The 20,428-nt window shown below is 38.6% G+C and carries 16 protein-coding genes; 8 read left to right on the top strand and 8 right to left on the bottom strand.

From position 1 onward, the window contains the following. Complete coding sequence (locus I6E80_RS09060) at positions 1 to 1,380, top strand: MFS transporter (RefSeq protein WP_197185387.1); 1,380 nt, start codon at positions 1 to 3, stop codon at positions 1,378 to 1,380. 68 nt (positions 1,381 to 1,448) lie between these two features. On the opposite strand, the gene I6E80_RS09055 is transcribed toward I6E80_RS09060, so the two are convergent. Next, complete coding sequence (locus I6E80_RS09055) at positions 1,449 to 1,688, bottom strand: helix-turn-helix domain-containing protein (protein WP_007584874.1); 240 nt, start codon at positions 1,686 to 1,688, stop codon at positions 1,449 to 1,451. Between the two features lie 451 nt (positions 1,689 to 2,139). On the opposite strand from I6E80_RS09055, the gene I6E80_RS09050 reads away from it, so the two are divergent. Further along, positions 2,140 to 2,328, top strand: coding sequence for a hypothetical protein (locus tag I6E80_RS09050; protein ID WP_024598292.1), 189 nt, complete (start codon positions 2,140 to 2,142; stop codon positions 2,326 to 2,328). A 49-nt stretch (positions 2,329 to 2,377) separates the two neighbouring features. Here I6E80_RS09050 and erpA read toward each other — a convergent pair whose 3' ends face one another. After that, positions 2,378 to 2,716 carry an iron-sulfur cluster insertion protein ErpA gene (erpA, locus tag I6E80_RS09045; RefSeq protein ID WP_002958911.1) on the bottom strand — a complete coding sequence of 113 codons (339 nt, stop codon included), beginning with the start codon at positions 2,714 to 2,716 and terminating at the stop codon, positions 2,378 to 2,380. 322 nt (positions 2,717 to 3,038) lie between these two features. Between erpA and I6E80_RS09040 the strand changes: the two genes are divergently transcribed. The 5 genes from I6E80_RS09040 (at position 3,039) to I6E80_RS09020 (ending at position 9,636) form a co-directional block, all read left to right on the top strand. Further along, the gene (locus I6E80_RS09040) at positions 3,039 to 4,721 is read left to right on the top strand and encodes a chloride channel protein (RefSeq protein WP_076925158.1); all 1,683 of its coding nucleotides are present in this window, start codon (positions 3,039 to 3,041) and stop codon (positions 4,719 to 4,721) included. A gap of 15 nt (positions 4,722 to 4,736) precedes the next feature. Next, entirely contained in the window at positions 4,737 to 5,171 is a 435-nt protein-coding gene (locus tag I6E80_RS09035) for a CopD family protein (protein ID WP_197185386.1), read from the top strand. A gap of 114 nt (positions 5,172 to 5,285) precedes the next feature. Next, a complete protein-coding gene (locus I6E80_RS09030; RefSeq protein ID WP_076925159.1) occupies positions 5,286 to 6,302 on the top strand; it encodes an aspartate carbamoyltransferase in 1,017 nt (338 codons plus the stop codon). Positions 6,303 to 6,335: 33 nt separating this feature from the next. Beyond that, positions 6,336 to 7,616 carry a glutamate-1-semialdehyde 2,1-aminomutase gene (gene hemL, locus I6E80_RS09025; protein WP_197185385.1) on the top strand — a complete coding sequence of 427 codons (1,281 nt, stop codon included), beginning with the start codon at positions 6,336 to 6,338 and terminating at the stop codon, positions 7,614 to 7,616. Positions 7,617 to 7,794: 178 nt separating this feature from the next. Continuing rightward, a complete protein-coding gene (locus I6E80_RS09020) occupies positions 7,795 to 9,636 on the top strand; it encodes a methyl-accepting chemotaxis protein (protein ID WP_197185384.1) in 1,842 nt (613 codons plus the stop codon). A 232-nt stretch (positions 9,637 to 9,868) separates the two neighbouring features. Here I6E80_RS09020 and mrcB read toward each other — a convergent pair whose 3' ends face one another. The 4 genes from mrcB to I6E80_RS09000 form a co-directional block, all read right to left on the bottom strand. Then, the gene (mrcB, locus tag I6E80_RS09015) at positions 9,869 to 12,211 is read right to left on the bottom strand and encodes a penicillin-binding protein 1B (RefSeq protein ID WP_197185383.1); all 2,343 of its coding nucleotides are present in this window, start codon (positions 12,209 to 12,211) and stop codon (positions 9,869 to 9,871) included. Positions 12,212 to 12,361: 150 nt separating this feature from the next. Continuing rightward, positions 12,362 to 13,591 carry an ammonium transporter gene (locus I6E80_RS09010; RefSeq protein WP_024598297.1) on the bottom strand — a complete coding sequence of 410 codons (1,230 nt, stop codon included), beginning with the start codon at positions 13,589 to 13,591 and terminating at the stop codon, positions 12,362 to 12,364. A gap of 9 nt (positions 13,592 to 13,600) precedes the next feature. Then, a complete protein-coding gene (locus I6E80_RS09005; RefSeq protein ID WP_004587162.1) occupies positions 13,601 to 13,939 on the bottom strand; it encodes a P-II family nitrogen regulator in 339 nt (112 codons plus the stop codon). Between the two features lie 219 nt (positions 13,940 to 14,158). After that, positions 14,159 to 15,382 (bottom strand): response regulator, encoded by a 1,224-nt coding sequence (locus I6E80_RS09000; protein ID WP_024598298.1) that lies wholly within the window; start codon positions 15,380 to 15,382, stop codon positions 14,159 to 14,161. Between the two features lie 365 nt (positions 15,383 to 15,747). On the opposite strand from I6E80_RS09000, the gene I6E80_RS08995 reads away from it, so the two are divergent. Beyond that, positions 15,748 to 17,265 (top strand): S10 family peptidase, encoded by a 1,518-nt coding sequence (locus I6E80_RS08995; protein WP_197185382.1) that lies wholly within the window; start codon positions 15,748 to 15,750, stop codon positions 17,263 to 17,265. Between the two features lie 39 nt (positions 17,266 to 17,304). On the opposite strand, the gene I6E80_RS08990 is transcribed toward I6E80_RS08995, so the two are convergent. Both I6E80_RS08990 and I6E80_RS08985 read right to left on the bottom strand, forming a co-directional pair. Then, positions 17,305 to 19,536: an ATP-binding protein gene (locus tag I6E80_RS08990; protein WP_197185381.1), complete on the bottom strand. Its 2,232-nt coding sequence runs from the start codon at positions 19,534 to 19,536 to the stop codon at positions 17,305 to 17,307. After that, on the bottom strand, positions 19,523 to 20,332 hold the full coding sequence (locus I6E80_RS08985) for a phosphate/phosphite/phosphonate ABC transporter substrate-binding protein (protein WP_197185380.1): 810 nt from the start codon (positions 20,330 to 20,332) through the stop codon (positions 19,523 to 19,525). Before I6E80_RS08985 ends, I6E80_RS08990 begins: the two co-directional genes overlap by 14 nt. Between the last annotated feature and the right edge of the window lie 96 nt (positions 20,333 to 20,428).

Raw genomic sequence — 20,428 nt, 5'->3', positions numbered from 1 at the left:
ATGAGCAAATCACTCTCTATTAGCGAATATTTTTCTTACTTTAAAGACAAACGCTTAATCCATATTTTTATATTTGGTATGAGTAGCGGTTTTCCGTGGGTACTAATTGGCTCTGTTATGTCGGCTTGGTTAAAGGATGAAGGGCTAAGCCGCAGTATGATTGGCCTATTTGGCATTGTATTTGGCGCCTACAGTATCAACTTTTTATGGTCGCCAATCATTGACCGTACAAAACTCCCTGTTTTATATAAATGGCTAGGCCAACGCCGCAGTTGGATACTATTTTGCCAAAGCTTTATTTTTATTGGCACCCTGCTACTAGCTGGCCTTGATTTAAAAGCTAATCTGGCAATTGTTGCTGCAATTTGTTTATTAATCGCCATTGCTTCTGCGACACAAGACATTGCAATTGATGCATTTAGAATAGATACACTAAGCGAAAAAGAATCGCACAAAGTAACAGCAGCTGCAGCTATGGCAACGTCTGGTTGGTGGACAGGTTATGCGCTTTTAGGTGCCATTCCGTTTTATATGGCCGATATCCCCTCGCTCGACTGGCCACAAATTTATTACTTTTTAGCTGCTGTAATGCTGCTGCTAATGAGTGGAGCACTGTTTGCAAAAGAGCCTGAATCTAACCGCGAAGCAGTACATGCCGAACTTGAACGTGTGTACCTTGAAAAGCTCTCATCAGCAAAACAAACGCCACTTACCAAAACGGTTGCCTGGCTTGCAGTAACCGTTATTGACCCCTTTAGAGCTTTTTTTACTAAAAACGGCGTTAAAACAGCATTGGCATTACTTGCGTTTATTTTCTTATTTAAGATAGGCGAAGCGTTTTTAGGGCGTATGTCGATTGTGTTTTATAAAGAAATTGGTTTTAGTAATAGCGACATAGCAACATTCTCAAAGGTAGGTACGGCGGTGCTTACAATCATATTTACCTTTGTTGGTAGTTTATTTAATCAAAAATATGGCATTGTTAGAGGTTTATTTATAAGTGGCATTGCAATGGCTGCTTCAAACTTAGCCTTTTCGTGGATCGCTTTAGTTGGCCCTGATTTAAGGCTATATGCCTTTGCTATTGTTATTGATGGGTTTACGCAAGCATGGTCGTTAGTGGCTATGGTCGCCTTTATATCGATGTTATGCGATAGAGCATTTAGTGCAACGCACTATGCATTACTGGCATCATTAGGAAATTTAGGACGAACATTACTTTCGAGCTACAGTGGTGTCGTCATTGATGATTGGTTAATGGGGAATTGGTCACTGTTTTTTGTTTTAACAGCCTTAATGGTTTTACCTTCACTGATATTTTTATATCTGATTAGGCATAAGTTGTATGAGCTTGAGAGAAATTATCATCAAAATATTTAATGCATCCCTGCATTAACATATTGCTTAGCACTATAAGTGCCCCTTAAGTGTACTAAGCAATTTTTGAGTTAATCTACTTTTAGCAAGCTAAGTGCTTCATGTGGATCAACTTCAAGAGCTGTACAATAACGAACAAACTCAATTACATCTAAACGACGTTCTTGATTTTCAATCTTGCCGATAAACGAATGAGGCGTTCCAAGCACTTGTGCTAGGCTTCGCATTGTATGACCCTTTTCGTGGCGTTTACTTTTAAGCCACTTTGTTAGCTTTGCATTTTCTTCAGAAGAAACTGTTTTGCCCATCATTTTACATCTCCTACTAGATGATTTGACGTACCTATTAAAGCAGTAGTCTCTATCAATAGCTGTAGGCAAGTAAGTAGTCATACTTACATTCAATAGCAAGCTATTGCTTAACAAAGCATGTGTTGCTACTCACTCCACCAATATAGCTAAAAGCACTACGCTAATAATATGGTAAAGATTTATTTTTATTGAGAATGAAATTTTGCCCGTCTCATTCTTGGATACATTATATACTATTAACACTTTGGTTAAATAACTAATTACATACTCGGTACAAATATGAACACGAGTGAATATTTATAAACGCTGAATACTGACCTAAGTACTCAAAAAATATTAATAAATTATTTTTAGTTATAAAATATTTAAAGGAATATTTATAACAATTTTGTTCCAATTTATCGTCATATGTTTATGATTAAGCAATAATTAGCACCAAAAAGGCCGAATAATGTTCAGACTTCTTTTTTTATTACCTATCGTATTGTGCCTGAGTTGGTACTTTTTTTTGCACCATAACGGCGTACCAATTAAGCAAGGCAAAAAAGGCTTCATATACATTTTAGCGTTTTCTGCTTTTGTACTTGGCTTTTTTGTATTGATAATGCAAATAACCGAATACGCCCCAACCGATTTGTAGGCATTAAAAAAGCCGCAAAAGCGGCTTTACTCTATTTAGCATTTAGCTGTTAAACGCTAAAGCTTGCACCACAACCACAGGTTGTTGTTGCATTAGGATTAGATACAAAAAAGCGTGCGCCTTCTAATCCTTCTGTGTAATCAACTTCACCGTCAACCAAATATTGAATGCTCATTGGATCGATAACGAGTGTTACACCATTTTTTACAATTTCTAAATCGCCAGGATTCGCTTTTTCATCAAAAGTAAAACCATATTGAAAACCCGAACAACCACCACCTGTTACGTAAACACGCAGTTTTAAATCTGGATTTTCTTCTTCGTCGATTAACTGTTTAACGCGAACAGCAGCTGCATCGCTGAACTTAATTGGTAATTCTTCAGACATTCTAAAACCCTCAATATCGCAATGGCGTGATTATCTAATACCCGAGTGTTTTAATCAAGTATAGTAAAACAACTCTTTACTCTAAGTTATACCTATAAATAAGTAAAAAAGTGGCTAAACGTTAGCTCACTAAAATAATACTTAAGCAAACTAAAAGCGACCCTTGTAAACTAAAAGTTCGTTAAAAATTTTAGTTATAAATAATAGGTCTTAATCTTTACTGCAAATTGTTAATATAAATTACAAAAATTTCAAAATCACAACGACTTAGCTAAACTCTTTTGCTAAAATGCTGCTGAAAAATGCGGCGAGGAAATAATGCATGTGGCTTGAGCAACTCAGACGTCGACTGGCAAAACCTAAAACATCTGTACAATTATGCTTACTGGGCGTAGTTGCCGGACTAATTGCTGCTTTTTTTATTATTTTATTTCGCTTAACTATTTTATTTTTCCAAAGTTTATTTTTAGAAACCCCTGACGACTTTACTACTCTACCTACACTTGAACGTGTACTCATGCCTTTAATTGCTGCATTACTAATAGCCACGTTTGCTGCTTTTACTGGGTTTAAACATTACCGTTTAGGCATTCCTTTTGTTATTCATCGTATTAAACGCCATTATGGGCAAATGCCTTTATACAATACGGTTAATCAATTTGTTGGTGGCGCACTTGCACTCATTAGCGGTTTTTCGGTCGGTCGAGAAGGGCCTTCCGTTCATATGGGCGCAACAGGTGCGAGTATTTTAGCAGATAAGCTACATTTACCGCATAACGCCATGCGTACTTTAAGTGGTTGTGGTGTTGCCGCAGGTATAGCGGCTTCATTTAATACCCCCCTTGCAGCTGTTATTTTTGTGATGGAAGTGGTACTTCGAGAATATAAAGTACACATATTTGTGCCAATCATGCTTGCCGCTGTTACTGGTGCATTAGCTACACAGTTTGTTTTTGGTGAAGGCTCTGAGCTTGCCCTCATTACCATAGCGCCATTGAGCGGCTGGCATTACCCTTATTTAATATTATGCGGTATGGCGCTGGGCGCTATAGCATTTAGCTTTAATCAAAACTTAATGCTAATTATTAAAACATTTAAACCTTTAAGTATGTTTCCTCGTTTACTAATCGCAGGCTGTATTGCCAGCTTAATAGCTTACGCGGTTCCTCATGCTATGGGCTCTGGTATGAGTGCAATTACTATCGCGGTTGAATCCCCTGATAACGTAAAGCTACTTACCACCATTTTAATCGCTAAACTACTTGCCACATTGTTTGCTATTGGTTTGGGTATTCCCGGTGGCTTAATTGGTCCGGTAATTGGGCTTGGCGTATTAATTGGGACATTAATGGCCTTTTTTGCCCAATACATTAGCCCGGGTACTGATATTGCGGGTACATATGGTGTTTTGGGTATGGCTGGGTTATTAGCGGCTACACTGCATGCACCACTTGCTGCATTAACAACAGTAATGGAGCTTACATCATCACCTGAAATAATTGTTCCTGCGATGATAGTAATAACCACTGCCTATGTAACTGCATTACAATTTTTTGGAAATCGCTCCATATTTTTACAGCAATTAGATTTTCAAGGTTTGCCGTACCATGTGTCCCCTGCAACAGAAGCACTGCAAAAAGTGGGAATAATGGATGATATGGATGAAGACTTTAAATTGCTTTATTCAGACGATAAAGAACAAATAAAGAACACGCTTGATGCGATGGATAGTCAAACACCCTTGATTGTTTTTGACGAAGAAAATGGCTATCGCCTCGCTGAATACGATTTAACGCTAATGTCTGACGAAGCAATAAATATAAATTACATTAGCTTACAGGGCATCAGCAGCCAAGCCACCTTAGCCGATGCATTCGATATACTAAAAGATAAAAGAAGTGGCGCACTTTATGTTTATAACCTTTTAGATAATCAACAAATTATGGGGCTATTACGCTGGGATCAAATTCATCATATTTTAACCATTCGTAACAGCTTACTTTAAGCAATAAGGATTATTATGAGCGCATTATTGATTTATAAAACACTCCACATATTTTTCATGATTGCGTGGTTTGCCGGTATTTTTTACTTACCACGATTATTTGTATATCACGCAATGAGCGAAGAAAGATCATGCAACTCTATGCTTAAAGTTATGGAGCGCAGACTACTTTATTTCGTAACCCCATTTGCTGTTTTAACGGCTGTATTTGGTGTATTAACCATTGTTGAATATGGTCGTGATTGGTTTAGATACAGTATGTGGTTACATTACAAACTTGTACTGGTAATTATTTTATACGTATACCACGGCTACTGTTTTAAGTTATTGAGTAACTTTAAACATGACCGAAACACTAAAACAGACCGCTTCTACCGTATTTTTAATGAGCTCCCTGTTATTGCGCTGCTCATCATAGTGGCACTTGCGGTAATAAAACCTAATTTATAAGCTTTGTAGCGCATGTTAAACTGCGCTGCAATTTACAATACTTGCTATAACACGCGCGATTGCGTGCTCCATTTATGGATTATCGCGCCCATTTGATTGATTAGGAATTACCCCATGTTAAGTTTCCAAGGCGAACATATACTGTCTGTAAATCAGCTAGACAGAGACTGCATTGAACGTATTTTTGCAGTAGCTAAAAAAATGGAGCCTTATGCTAAAAAGCAAAAGCAAACAACGGTGCTTAAAGGCGCTATTTTAGCTAATTTGTTTTTTGAACCAAGCACTCGTACACGAGTTAGCTTTGGTACCGCCTTTAACTTACTAGGCGGTGGCGTACGTGAAACTACAGGTATGCAAAGCTCAGCGCTTGCTAAAGGTGAGTCTCTTTACGATACCGCGCGCGTTATTTCAGCTTACGCCGATGCTGTTGCTATGCGCCATCCTGACGCAGGCTCAGTAAGTGAATTTGCTGATGGCTGTACTGTGCCGGTTATTAATGGCGGCGACGGCCCAAATGAGCACCCGACCCAGGCATTACTTGATTTATTAACCATTGAGCGTGAATTACAGCGTTTTGATCAAAATATTGATGGCATGCATATAGCGCTTGTGGGTGATTTAAAATATGGTCGCACAGTGCATTCTCTATCAAAACTATTGTGCCATTATAAAAACGTAAAGTTTTCGATGGTCGCACCTGATGGCCTACAAATGCCAACGAGCATTTTAGATGCAGTAGAAAATGCAGGACACAAAATTGAGCTAGTAAACAAGATGGAAGGTAATTTAGCAGCCGATATTGTTTACCAAACACGTATTCAAGAAGAGCGTTTTCCTTCACAAGAAGAAGCAAATAAATATCGTGGCGGTTTTAGAATTAGCCAATCTATTTACAGCGCTCATTGCAAACCTAACTCTGTATTAATGCATCCGTTACCACGTGATAGTCGCTTAGAAGCCAACGAGCTTGATAACGACTTAAACAGTAACGACAATTTAGCAATATTCCGCCAAGTACAAAATGGCGTATTAATTCGTATGGCACTGTTTGCTTTAACACTCGGCGTAGAAAATAAAGTCGATAAGTATGAAGTGGACGTACCTTGGTTTAGCCGCAAACGCGACAGCTAAACCCTCTTTAAGTGACAATTTATAGGATTTTTCATGACAATTAGCCAAGACTTATTTGAACGCGCTCAAGCCTCTATTCCAGGTGGCGTAAACTCGCCAGTTCGTGCTTTTAATGGTGTGGGCGGTACGCCGCTATTTATTACAAAAGCAGAAGGCGCGTTTACATTTGATGCCGACGGTAATCGTTATATTGATTATGTTGGCTCTTGGGGACCTATGATCATGGGTCATAACCACCCTGCAATTAAACAAGCCGTACACGAAGCAGTAGAAAATGGCCTTAGCTATGGCGCGCCAACTGAAGCCGAAATATTAATGGCTGAAAAAGTAAAAGAGCTGGTTCCATCAATCGAAAAAGTACGCATGGTTAGCTCAGGCACTGAAGCAACGATGAGTGCAATTCGTTTAGCACGTGGCTTTACCGGCCGCGATAAAATATTAAAATTTGAAGGTTGTTACCACGGTCACGCTGACTCGTTATTAGTTAAAGCAGGCTCTGGTGCATTAACAATGGGTGTGCCTAATTCTCCTGGTATTCCTGAAGACTTTGCTAAGCATACACTTACGGTATCGTTTAATAACCTAGATGAAGTAAAAGCCATTTTTGCAAAATACGCAGACGAAATTGCCTGTATTATTGTAGAACCAGTAGCCGGTAACATGAACTGTATTCCACCAGTGCCAGGCTTTTTAGAAGGTTTGCGTGATGAGTGTGACGAATATAAATCAGTACTTATTTTTGATGAAGTAATGACGGGCTTTCGTGTTGCACTTGGCGGCGCACAAGCTTATTACAATATTAAACCAGACCTTACGTGTTTAGGTAAGGTCATTGGCGGCGGCATGCCTGTTGGCGCATTTGGTGGTAAAACTGAAATAATGGATTACATTGCGCCTGTGGGCCCTGTTTACCAAGCGGGTACTCTTTCTGGCAACCCTATTGCGATGGCTGCAGGTTTAAAATCACTTGAGCTATTATGTGAGCCAGGTCTACACGATAAGTTAGAAGCTATTTCAAAAGCAATTTGTGAAGGCTTTGAAGCTGGCGCTAAAAAAGCAGGCATTGCATTAACAACTAATTATGCTGGCGGCATGTATGGATTCTTTTTTACTGATGCTGAAAAAGTAACGACATACAAACAAGCGACTGAATGCGACCTAGAGCGCTTCAAACGTTTTTTCCACCTTATGCTTGAAGAAGGCGTGTACCTTGCTCCATCAGCATTTGAGGCTGGTTTTGTATGTGCTGCGCATACTGAACAAGAAGTAAAAGACACAATAGCGGCAGCAGAACGCTCGTTTGCTAAACTTTAAGTTAAAATTACTTTTTATATTTTATAAGCGCTTGTTTTTACAGTATGTAATTAAGACTAAAGATTGAAAAAAGCCCGAAAGGGCTTTTTTTATTTGTAAAGTACTATAAATGAATGATAATTAAGCATAACAAGGTCTATTCACCTTTACCCTAATTACAAAAATAAAAGAGAGCCTTATGTCAGGATTACGCCAATTTTCTTTTCCCGCTATCCAGCTAATGGCAAATTTAAAATACAAAACTAAAATCAGCTTAATGTTTGGAATTTTACTCGTTCCTCTTGCACTTAGTTTGTTTTTTTTAGTCTCATTATTAAGTGAAAGTATCGCTGTTTCAAAAATGCAGCAACAAGGCTTAAAAGGCTACAGGTCAATACTTTCAAATCAAACGCAGGGGGAAGCAAATCAAAATATAAAAATAGCTCGCTCACTCGGTTTTGATATAAAAGACGATCAAGAAAATGAAGTACTCGAACTTGTTTCTATTCAGTCAAACCTAGCATTAGATAGCCAGTTAGCCAGTGCTTATGTAAACCGCTCTTTAGTCACGCCGATTCCTGCACTTATAATGCAAATAAACTCGACAGCGCAAAGCGCAAACACTGTTTTGGTAAGTAATCGTTTTACGCCCGATACCTTTATAGCGCTTTCAAATTTTAGTAAATCACTTCCTTTGTACGAAAAACAACTCGATAAAATACTCAATGTAGCCACCAATGCAGATAAATCAGTAAATAAAGCGCTCATGCCTTCGTTAACTAATTTACACAGTGCTGTTGGTGCATTTAAAAAAGCAATAGATGAAAAACTACTTGAGCCTGACGATATTTTATTAACTCAAGCAGAATTTAATAAGCTAACAAACAATGTTCACAGCAGTATTAATCAACTTGTTAGTAAGAGCATTCCAACGCTTGAGAGCCTTATTGAAGCAAAACTGCAAACTCAACAGTGGACTCGAAATCTTGTTTTAGCCGCTTCATTGATTAGTTTGTTATTTGCATTTTATTTAATGATTGGTTTTTATTTTGCGGTTGTTGATACCATTAATCGCTTTGCTGATGCGGCGAATAGAGCCGCGAATGGCGACTTAAATGCAACGATTGATTCAAGCACCAATGATGAAATGGGTATTATTGCATCGCGCTACAACGCATTACTTAATGCATTTTCACACTTATTATTTGATGTTAAAGCAAGTACAGAAGAGCTATGCGGCGCAACTAAATCGCTATCGCATGCGAGTAGCCAAACAAGCAATGATGTTTCAAAACAGCAAACTCGAGTAAATGCCATTTATAATGCACTAAGCGAAATGGCTCAAAACGCACTTGCAGTTGAAGAGTCAGCCCATCAAGCAACGCTTACCGCGCAAGATGCTGCTGCACATGTAAAACAAGGTTCAGACAATACAATGGAGCTTGCTAAATATATGCAAGATCTACAAATTGAATTTGCAGAGAGCCAACAAGCACTCGATAAGCTAGCGCAAGATAGCCAAGAAATTAGCAAAGTTAGTAAAGGCATTAGTGAAATAGCCGATCAAACAAACTTGCTTGCACTCAATGCCGCTATTGAAGCTGCACGAGCTGGCGAGCATGGCCGAGGCTTTGCCGTTGTAGCTGATGAAGTAAGAACTCTTGCTCAGCGTACACAAACACAAACTCAAGAAATTCACCAAATTATTAGCTCCTTACAACAAGCATCTGACGACACTCAACAAAAAATGCGCTCAAGTGTTGAAAAAATGGAGCAATCAGTAAAAGCAGCCAATCAAACTAATGATGTATTGCAAAGCGCAGAGCAAAGTATGGGCGATATTAAACATCAGGGCGAAGTTATTGCAGAGCGTGTTAAACAGCAGTCAAATGCGACAACACAAGCATTGAATGATTCGCAAGAGGTGAGTAATTTAGCAGATCAAACGCTAACATCGGCCCAATCAACGCTGCAAGATGCACAGCAGCTAAGTCGCTTATCTAATGATTTAACCAAATCAATGCAGTTTTTTAAATCTTAATACCAATTCGCTTAATTAAGTGATCTATTTTGAGGGAAGAAAATCGTGTCGATAACAAGGCAAAAATTTCGTTATTTAGTTGTTCTATATCAGAAATTTTTAACGTAGTTAACGTCAGATTTAACCCCTCAAATTGATTAAGTATTATTACGGATTGGTATAATTACGCTAACTATACTTTAAACAACAAAGCCGCTAAATAAGCGGCTTTGTTGTTTAAAGTAATCTCAAATTAACGAATACATTGTGGTCTTGGCTCAAACTCACTCGCTCTAAGCGGTAGCTGAATCACCTTGCCACAACCTGGTGGTGCCTGCTTACCCGTTTGCTCATTTACAAATGCCCAGCGTATTGAAGGTGGACGAGTATCAGCTATTGCTTGTGGGTTAAGCGGCTTTAAGTAACGAATATACGCTTCTAATGCGCCTACGCTGCCTGTTAAACCCGTGCTTTTGTTGTCGTCTCGGCCAAGCCACGCAACAGTCACTGTATTTTGATCAAAGCCTGCAAACCAACTATCACGTAAATCGTTACTAGTTCCTGTTTTACCAGCTAGTTGAATTGACGGAAAGTGTAAATTCAATCGTTTAGCTGTACCGTCTTTCGTTACGCGTTTCATTGCATATTTAGTCATATACATTGCAGATTTATCAAAACGAGGCTCTGCATTTACTGTATGTTTATAAAGCACTTTACCAACTGAGTCAGTTAATGCCGAAATTGCAGTGAGCTTTTTATATTCGCCATCTGCAGCAATTGTTGTATAAAGCTGAGCAACTTCAAAGCTCGACATTTCAACAGCTCCTAAAAGCAACGATGGGTAATCGTCTATTGCCCCTGTTGCACCTAAACCTTTTAATGTATTTACTACCTTATCAACACCTACATCGAGGCCTAAATTAACCGCTGGAATATTAATACTGTTACTAAATGCTTTATAAAGAGGGATTGCACCACGGTATTGATGATCAAAGTTCTCTGGTTGCCACACTTTTCCCTGCTCATTTGTAACCTGTACTGGCGAGTCATCAAGCAAAGTAGCTAAATTATAATGTGGTAATTGCAAGGCGGTTAAATACACAGCTGGTTTTACCAGCGAGCCGATATTACGCTTTGTATCTAAAACACGATTAAACCCTGAGTAACGAACATCGCGCCCTGCAACAAGTGCGGATACACCGCCCTTTTCTACATTTACAGAGATCATGGCCGCTTCTAGATTTTCGGTTCTAGGGCGATTTTCTAGGTACGGTAAGCTTTTTTCAACAGACTCTTCCATTGCAGTTTGCTTTTGCAAATCAAAATAAGTAAATACTCTTACGCCTGCATCAAGTGTGTGCTGATCTGGCAGTAATTTATTTAGCTCCCTGTTTACTAGCTCTAAATACCCAGGGTATGATTTTTGTAAGCTGGCTTTCATAGGCGCAATATCAATTGGGCGGTTAAGCGATGCACGGTACTCTTTTGTACTAAGTAGCTTGTTTTCAACCATAAGGCGAAGCACTAAGTCTCGGCGCTCCATTGTACGCTCTTTATAGCGACGTGGGTTGTAATAAGATGGACCTTTAACCATTGCCACCAGCAAAGCAATTTGATCGTACTCAAGCTCGTCTACCGGCTTTGAAAAGTAAAAATCAGCAGCAAGCCCCATTCCATGCACACCTTGGTTATATGACTGACCTAGGTATACTTCATTTAAGTAAGCTTCTAATATCTGATCTTTTGAATAGCGATAATCTAAAATAAGCGCAATAAAGGCCTCATTTATTTTTCGTACTAAAGAACGCTCGCGTGTTAGGTAAATATTTTTAGCTAATTGCTGAGTAAGCGTGCTGCCACCTTGAACGGTGCGCCCCGCTTTAATATTAGAATAAAGCGCGCGTAAAATAGAAAACACCGATACACCATGATGTTCGTAAAAATCACGGTCTTCAACCACCAATAGCGTATCTTTTAGCATTGCTGGAAACTTATCTAGTGGTACAAATTCTCTATCTTGTTTAGAGTCATTACCAATACGTGCTATTTGTACAGGCTCTAAACGAGCGGTGTTTAAACGTCTGCCAAACTTATCTTTAATAGTCGCAACTTTTTGTCCTGCAAAGCGAAGTTCAATAATATGTGATTCTTCAAGCCCATCATAAAATTCAAAATCACGACGATAAATCTTAATGCTATCTGCTGTTTTAACAAATTGCCCTGTTCGGCTTAGTCTATTAACAGATGAATAATTTAAACGCTCAAGTTCAAACACAACCTCTTCACTTGATAAAAATTGCCCCGGATAAAACGCCATAGAACGAGCATACACTTGCGCAGGAAGCTGCCATTTATTCCCTTCAAATTGACGTGTTATTTTTGAATCTAAATAAATGAAGTACATTGCCATTGCAATAAAAACAGCCAAGCTTAATTTCCAAAACACTGACCATGTTTTTCTCATAAAAGAGCGTTTAACAGTAGCTTTCACTGTTTTTTTACTGCCCTTTGAAGTGCTTTTTTTTGTCGTGCTTGACGATTTACTTGCACGTTTAGTTGCAGGTTTACTGGTAGGTGTTTTTTTATTGTCGGCCATTTAAGTGTAATTTATTCCAAGGGTTATTCACGAGTGTGAGCTTAGCATATTGGGCATACCCTAACATCCGAAAAGTTAACCCTCCCTGAAACAAAAAAAGCCCTACCGAAGTAGGGCTTTGTGTAAACACACTATTATTTAAATAAACTATTAGCTATTTCGAACAGAAACAAACTCTGGGTAGGCTTCAATACCACAATCGTGTTGATCCATACCGTTTAGTTCTTCTTCTTCGGTTACTCGTATACCCATTGTTTTGTTAAGCACAGTCCAAACAATAAATGATGCTACAAATACAAAGGCAAGAATACATACTAGACCAATTAATTGATTAACAAAGCTTGCGTCGCCATTTGTTAGCGGTACTAACATAATACCTAATGCGCCACACGTACCGTGAACAGAGATAGCGCCCACTGGATCGTCAATCTTAACTTTATCAAGTGCTATGATACTAAATATAACAAGTGCACCACCAAGTAGACCAAGTAGACATGCCATTAATGGTGATGGTGATAAAGGGTCTGCTGTAATAACAACTAAGCCAGCTAACGCACCATTTAATACCATGGTTAAATCTGATTTACCCCAAAGTACTTTGCACACAAACAGTGCTGCAATAGCACCCATTGCAGCGGCAGCATTAGTATTAAGTAATATTTGGCCTACTGCAGTTGCGTTTTCTTTATCAGAAAGTAGTAATTGAGAACCACCGTTAAAGCCAAACCAACCCATCCATAAAATAAATGTACCTAGTGTAGCAAGTGGTAAGTTTGAACCTGGAATCGGGTATATTTCACCGTTCTTACCGTATTTACCTTTACGAGCACCTAGAATTAACACACCTGCTAATGCAGCTGCTGCGCCTGCGCCATGTACAATTGCAGAACCTGCAAAATCAACAAAGCCCATTTCAGATAAGAAACCACCACCCCATGTCCAGTAACCTTCAATAGGGTAGATAAAACCAGTTAGTACTACAGCAAAACCTAGGAAAGCCCACAGTTTCATACGCTCAGCAACAGCACCCGATACAATCGACATAGCGGTTGCAACAAATACTACTTGGAAGAAAAAGTCAGATTCTAAAGAATGGTCAGCATCGGCAGCTTGCGTACCAATTAAAGCGCCTATTGAAGGAATGAAACCACCTTCGGCATTGTCTACATACATAATGTTGTAGCCAACTAATAAAAACATCGTACATGCAATTGAATATAGCGCGACATTTTTAGTTAAAATTTCAGCTGTGTTTTTAGAGCGAACTAAGCCCGCCTCTAACATGGCAAAACCTGCTGCCATCCACATTACTAATATACCTGATATTAAAAAATAGAAGGTATCGAGTGAAAACTTTAGTTCTATTATTGTATTTTCCATGAGACCCCCTTAAATTGCTTCTTCGTCAAGTTCGCCAGTACGGATACGAACAATTTGATCTAAGTCGTACACGAAAATTTTACCGTCGCCAATTTTACCTGTTGATGCAATTTTAGTAATTGCTTCAACAACGCGTTGACAATTTTCAGTACGCGTTGCAATTTCAAGTTTGATCTTAGGAATAAAATCTACTTGGTATTCTGCACCACGATATAACTCAGTATGACCTCGTTGACGTCCAAAACCTTTAACATCAACTACTGTCATCCCCTCAATTCCTAAATCAGCGAGTGCTTCACGCACGTCATCTAATTTAAATGGTTTTATGATTGCACTAATCATTTTCATAGCGGCCCCCTCGGACTCTTTATTGTTATCTTATTGGGTTAAACAATCCAACCTTTGTGCCACTATTTTTATATTTTTAAAAACAACAAGTTAATACAAAACACAAACTCAAGATCAAAAAAAACGCACCAATTAGGTGCGTTAATTTAACAAGTCAGCTACATTGGTGCGTGGTATATCTCTATATATTTATCGCGTACCTAGCTTTATTAAGAAAGGTTATACCACACAGTTTCTGCCTTGGCTTTTAGCTTGATATAATGCTTTGTCAGCAACACGCATTGCCTGCGTTAAACTAGTGTCTTGAAAGTCAGCTAAGCCTATACTCGTGGTAATTTTAATCGATTTATCGCTAATAGAAAAATCGTAACTAGCCATCTTTTTCCTGAATGCTTCAAAGTATTCGCGACCGCGTTCTAACTCTATTTCAGGTAATATTATGGCAAACTCTTCTCCGCCAACGCGTGCAACCGTAAAGTTGGAAAATGTAGATCGTATTAAAGAACCAACCTGCTTTAAGGCCTGGTCGCCGCCTTCATGGCCGAACGTATCATTAATATTTTTGAAAAAATCGATATCAAGCAATGCAAGAGTATTTTTCTGATTTTTACCTTTAAGAAGCTTTTCTGCATATTGATAAAAATAGCGTCGGTTATGAAGCCCTGTTAAATGATCCCTATGTGCACTTTCCTTAATATCTGAAATTAACGACAGCTGCTCCATTGTTTGAAGTACACGACAATGAAACTCCTCATTCATAAATGGCTTTGTTAAAAAGTCATTAGCGCCGTATTTAATAAATCGCGCGGATAACCCATGTTTCCCAGCGCCCGATAAACCAATAATTGCTAAATCGTCTCGGCCTCTAAAATTACGCACAGCTTTAACCAGCTCAAAGCCATCCATAGAGGGCATAGCGTAATCAGTCATTAGTAGCTTTATATCAGGATTAGCTTTTAATATTTCGAGTGCTTGCTGACCGTCATGGGCATCTGTTACATCAAACAATTGCTTTTCAAGCATTTGCTTCATTAACGAGCGACTTAGTAATGAGTCATCTGCTATTAATGCCTTACACCCCTGGTTTCTTAGTAATTGCGCAACGAGTTTAACGGCGTAATGGTAAGAATCGCGGTTATCTTTAATGACATAATCAACCACACCCAATTCAAGCATTTGTTGGCGCTTGTACTCATCTATTTTTGAGGTTAAAACAACGGTAGGAATTTTTTTAGATAAAGTATATTTTGCTACTTCACCGTGCGGAGCATCTGGCAAAGTTAAATCAACTAACGCAAGCGTATAATCGTACTTTTCTACATAAGTCGCGCATTCAGCTAAAGACCAAGCAAAATCGACAGCTACATCGAGGTATTGTGCCGTTAAGTGGCGAAGTACCTGCTGCACGACTTTACTGTCTTCAACCACTAATACTCTTTGCATAAAGCTTCTCTTTACCTTTAATTAATTTTGTAACAAAACAAAAAATACAATGCTATTACCGTAATAGCATTTATCAATAAACATCCGGTGTAGAGTGCACTTATGTGCTTGAAAGCGTAATCCATTAGATTTTTTGGTGATAGCTTGTATATAAAATCAATACAAGCAGGCCCGCAATATACCTGAATTTTGTAATTAACTAAATAAAGAAACCCAACCCAAAATAACTATAGAAGTGATTAATACGCATCTACAAGTGTATTAATCACTTACTTAACTAGTATTATCGGCCACTAGTCTCAATACTTTTGTTATTTAGCTCATTAATGTCTTTAATGGTGTATCAACAATAATAAGGACACCTAATGAAGCTTAGTCGTATTATCAGTTTACCGATAACCGTTATTGCATTAATAATCAGTACAAGCACACTTGCCGATAACCAACGTCGTATTGATGTAGACAGCAAAGTTGTTACTCAACATAAAGCTAAAATCAACGGTCAACGTTTTAACTACACTGTTGCTACAGGTACACAACCTGTATGGGATGATAAAGGCGAAGCGGTTGCTACACTGCAATACACCTACTACACCCGCGACAAAGTTGACGACAGAACAACCCGCCCGTTACTTATTTCATTTAATGGCGGGCCAGGTTCGGCTTCGGTATGGATGCACCTTGCTTATACTGGGCCTCGTGTATTAAAAATTGATGATGAAGGCTATCCAATTCAACCATACGGGGTAAAAGACAACCCATATTCTGTTCTTGATATTGCCGATATTGTTTATGTAAACCCTGTAAATACAGGCTATTCTCGCGTACTTGAAAACGAAAAAGGCGAACTTCCTTCTAAAGCCCAACAAAAAGAAATGTTTTTTGGTGTTAATGCCGATATTAAATACCTTGCTGAGTGGTTAAATACCTTTGTAAATAGAGCTGAGCGCTGGCGCTCACCTAAGTTTTTAATAGGTGAAAGCTACGGTACAACACGCGTGTCAGGTCTTGCTCATGAGCTTCAAAATAGTCAATGGATGTACATAAACGGTGTTGTACTAGTATCCCCTACCGATATTGGTATTAAACGCGATGGTCCGATTAAAGCCGCTAACCGCTTACCTTACTTTGCAGCCACTGCTTGGTATCACAAAGCACTTAAAGCCGATTTACAAGCTAAAGACCTAGACGAGTTATTACCTGAAGTTGAAGAGTTTACTGTAAACGAGTTAATCCCAGCGCTTGCTAAGGGGGGCTTTATTAATGCTGAAGAAAAACGTCGAATTATTACAAAAATGGCGCACTACGCTGGCTTATCAGAAAAATTTGTTGAACAAAATAACTTAGATGTTCCAACTCAATTTTTCTGGAAAGAGCTACTGCGTGATCGCGGTCAAACTGTGGGGCGCTTAGATTCTCGTTATTTAGGAATGGATAAAAGAGACGCGGGTGAATCCCCAGACTACTGGGCTGAACTTACCTCTTGGTTACACTCTTTCACTCCTGCAATTAATCACTACTTGCGTGAAGAGCTAAACTATAAAACGGATGTAAAATATAATTTATTTGGTAATGTTCACCCATGGGATAGAACCGGTAATAATACGGGCGAAAATCTACGTTTAGCTATGGCGCAAAACCCTTACTTAAACGTGATGATTCAATCAGGATACTTTGATGGTGCAACCAATTACTTTGACGCTAAATATACGTTATGGCAATTAGACCCAAGCGGTAAAATGAAAGACCGTTTGAGCTTTAAAGGCTACAGAAGTGGGCATATGATGTACCTTCGCCACGCTGACTTAGAAAGCTCTAACAACGATTTACGTGACTTTATACAAGACGCTTTACCTAAGGAAGGGGAAGCGGCTAAATACTAAAATATTTAAAACATAAAATGGCTCTTTGTGAGCCATTTTTTATGTGCGTTTTTCATATCGTAAACAATAGCTTTTAAGTTGCGTTACTACATCGTTAAAGCAGAACTCGAGGCTTTGCATTTCATTGTTATCAATAGATTCATTTTCTGCATACGTTTCGATCTGCTGGCATATCTCAGCCAGTTTAATAGCCCCAACCGACTTTGAAGACGACTTTAAGGCATGGGCCTGAAAAGCCAAATCAACATAATTTTTACTCTTAGCATACGCATTAGCTAATTTAATTTGCTCCCCTGCCGTTTGTAAAAACGCATTAAACACCATGCAGTGCACAGTAGGATCATCACCAAGCATTGCTTTTAGCAGCGTAATATCGAGTTGATCAAAACTATCTGAAGCTATACTTTCAGTATCTGGCTTTTCGGAACATGTACTAACCATTGTTTGAGAGTGTTCCATTAACAGCGACTTTAACTTAACAAGCTCAATGGGTTTGGTTAAAAAGCCATTCATTCCACAACTGTAACAATTATCTATATTGTTTTTGGTAATATTAGCAGTAATTGCAATTATAATTAGTTTATCAAAACGGGTGTTTTCGCGTATTTTTTTAGCTAACCCTAACCCATCGAGTAAAGGCATTTGAATATCGGTTAGTAAAATATCAAAGTGTTTATTTTGCAGAGTTTCCCAAGCTTGTTCGCCATTACTTACAAAAGTAGAACACACTCCAAGCATGGTTAATTGCTGTTTTAATACTTGCTGATTTGTAACCTGATCTTCTGCAACTAAAACCTCAAGCGTAGGAAGAGTGACTGTATCTAAGCTTTGCAGTGTTATTTGAGGAGATTGCTCTTGTGCTGGCAAGTCAGCTTCATCAAAGCTGTTAAAGTTTAGTGTAAAACAAGAACCTTTGTGCTGCTCACTTTGCGCGCTTAAAGAACCCTGCATACGCTCTACCAGTTGCTTAGTTATCACTAAACCAATACCCGTGCCATTTACTTTACTGGTTTCAGCTCCTAAACGGTCAAAAGGTTTAAATAAGCGAGAAATATCATCTGGAGCAAATCCACATCCGGTGTCTGTTACATCTATTTCGCATTGTTTATTACTTAACACTCGGCAATTTATATTAATGCTGCCATTTGGTTTGTTGTATTTAATCGCATTTGAAAGCAAGTTAAACATCACTTGTTTAAAGCGGCGCTGGTCAATATAAACTCTCAACCCTTCTAAGGACTCTAAACCCTGGGTTTGCAGTGTTATTGAGTGCCCTTTAACAAGCTCAGTGACGAGTTCTACTGACTCCTCTAATATGCTTTTAATAGGCACATAAGAAAAACTAAACTGCATATTACCCGACTCAATAGCGGTCAAATCAAGTACATCGTCTATGAGTAATAGTAAATGTTCTCCAGCTTGATAAATGCTTTTCGCGTTTTCTTTTTGTATTTTATTAGCACTTTCATCATATCCATACAATTGGGCTAAGCCTAAAATTGCATTTAACGGGGTTCTTAATTCGTGGCTCATACTGGCCATAAAATCTGACTTTGCTTTACTTGCTGACTCAGCCTGAATTCGTAATACATTTAATTTTTGATGGTTATTAGCAACCTCATCAACCATGTTATTAAATGCACTTATTACGCTGCCTACTTCATTTTGTTGTTGCTTATCTATATGGCAATCAAAGTCACCTTTGGCTAAACGTGAAAACCCCTGTTTTAACGTCCTCAAAGGCGACGTAACCCTGTAATCCACCAGCCAAGCTAAACCTATAAAAACGATAACTAAAATAATAAATTGTATATATATTAGGGTGTAATGAAGTTTTGAAGATTCGTTTATTTCATTCGTAAAATTAACAACCAAGCTAATATTAGCCAGCGGTTTATCTAAAAACACCACCTGCTGAGATAACAGCATGTCACCATTTTCATTTGCTCCAACCCAGTTTTCAAGCGGGTATAATTGGTTATTTGAATCCACATCAACAATTTTAATACTTTTCCAATTAGGGCGAGTTTGTAGTTGGCTGTCTATTTCTTCATACAGCTCTGCATACTGCCTAGTTAACAACGGAGTCGTTATAGAGGTCGATAACTGCGCTAAAGAACGCTGAGCAGCCTTTGAAAGCCCATCGTTTACCCAACGCGCTTGCTCAGGTAAGGCGTAAAACATAAAAAGACAGGCCATAAGCAAGCCGCAAAGCAATACAACAATAAAGCTTTGTGCCCTTAGACTACGAAACCCTCTAATTTTCAACATAAAATGAGCGCAAGCCCCACTGAGTCAACTGCTGATACTCTGCTAAAGTTGCAATACTAGGTTTAATAATTGGGATACCTGCAAGTAAATGTTTATGCTCTGGGCTTTGCCCAATATCTAAAATAGTTTGTTGCACTTTTAACTGTATTGCAGGATCAACCCTAGGGTGGGCTACAATTGGATGGCGACTAATTTCACGCGTTTTATAAAGAATTTTAAGCTTACTTTGTAAGCTTTCTGGTTGCTGTTTAAATGTGCCCATTACACCACCACCCGCCATTGTTGAATGCAGTGCTACATTTAAATATACCGATGGGTGAGTTTGAACATATACAGGCTTTATTGTAAGCCCGTATAACAGTGCTAAATCAGCTCTCATTAATAATGATGCCCCTAATGCATTAGGGGCAGGGAATGCTATTTCGGCGCCATCTAGCTGGCTTAAATTATCAATATTACTATTTTTATTTACGAGCAAAATACCTTGCAGCTTTCGCCCTGCATCTTTTATTAGTGGCAAATATCCCTGTTTTTCGTACGCTACAACACTATGCCAAGGGTTCATGTACGCAAAGTCGTACTCGCCTTCAGCAAAGGCTTTTTCAAATACCGGAATAGATTCAACTGTAATTAGCTTTATTGTTACCCCTGTTTGCTTACTTACTTGCTTTAACAAAGGTTGCCAAATAGCATTTAGCTTTTGCGGCTCATATTGCGGCACTACACCAAAGGTATATTCTTGAGCCAATAAGAGTGAGCTGTGCATCAAACATAATATAGCCACTAAATACTTCATCAATTCTCCAAATAATAGCGTGTCATTATTGTTTAAGCGTAGTTAAAGACTACTCAACACACCATAAAATTATTATATATTCGATATTTAGCACTG

This window comes from Pseudoalteromonas sp. NSLLW218 (assembly GCF_015864775.1).
In the GTDB taxonomy this organism is placed as follows: domain Bacteria; phylum Pseudomonadota; class Gammaproteobacteria; order Enterobacterales; family Alteromonadaceae; genus Pseudoalteromonas.
Note: the sequence above shows the minus strand (reverse complement) of the source record. Positions and strands in the feature narration are given on the sequence as shown.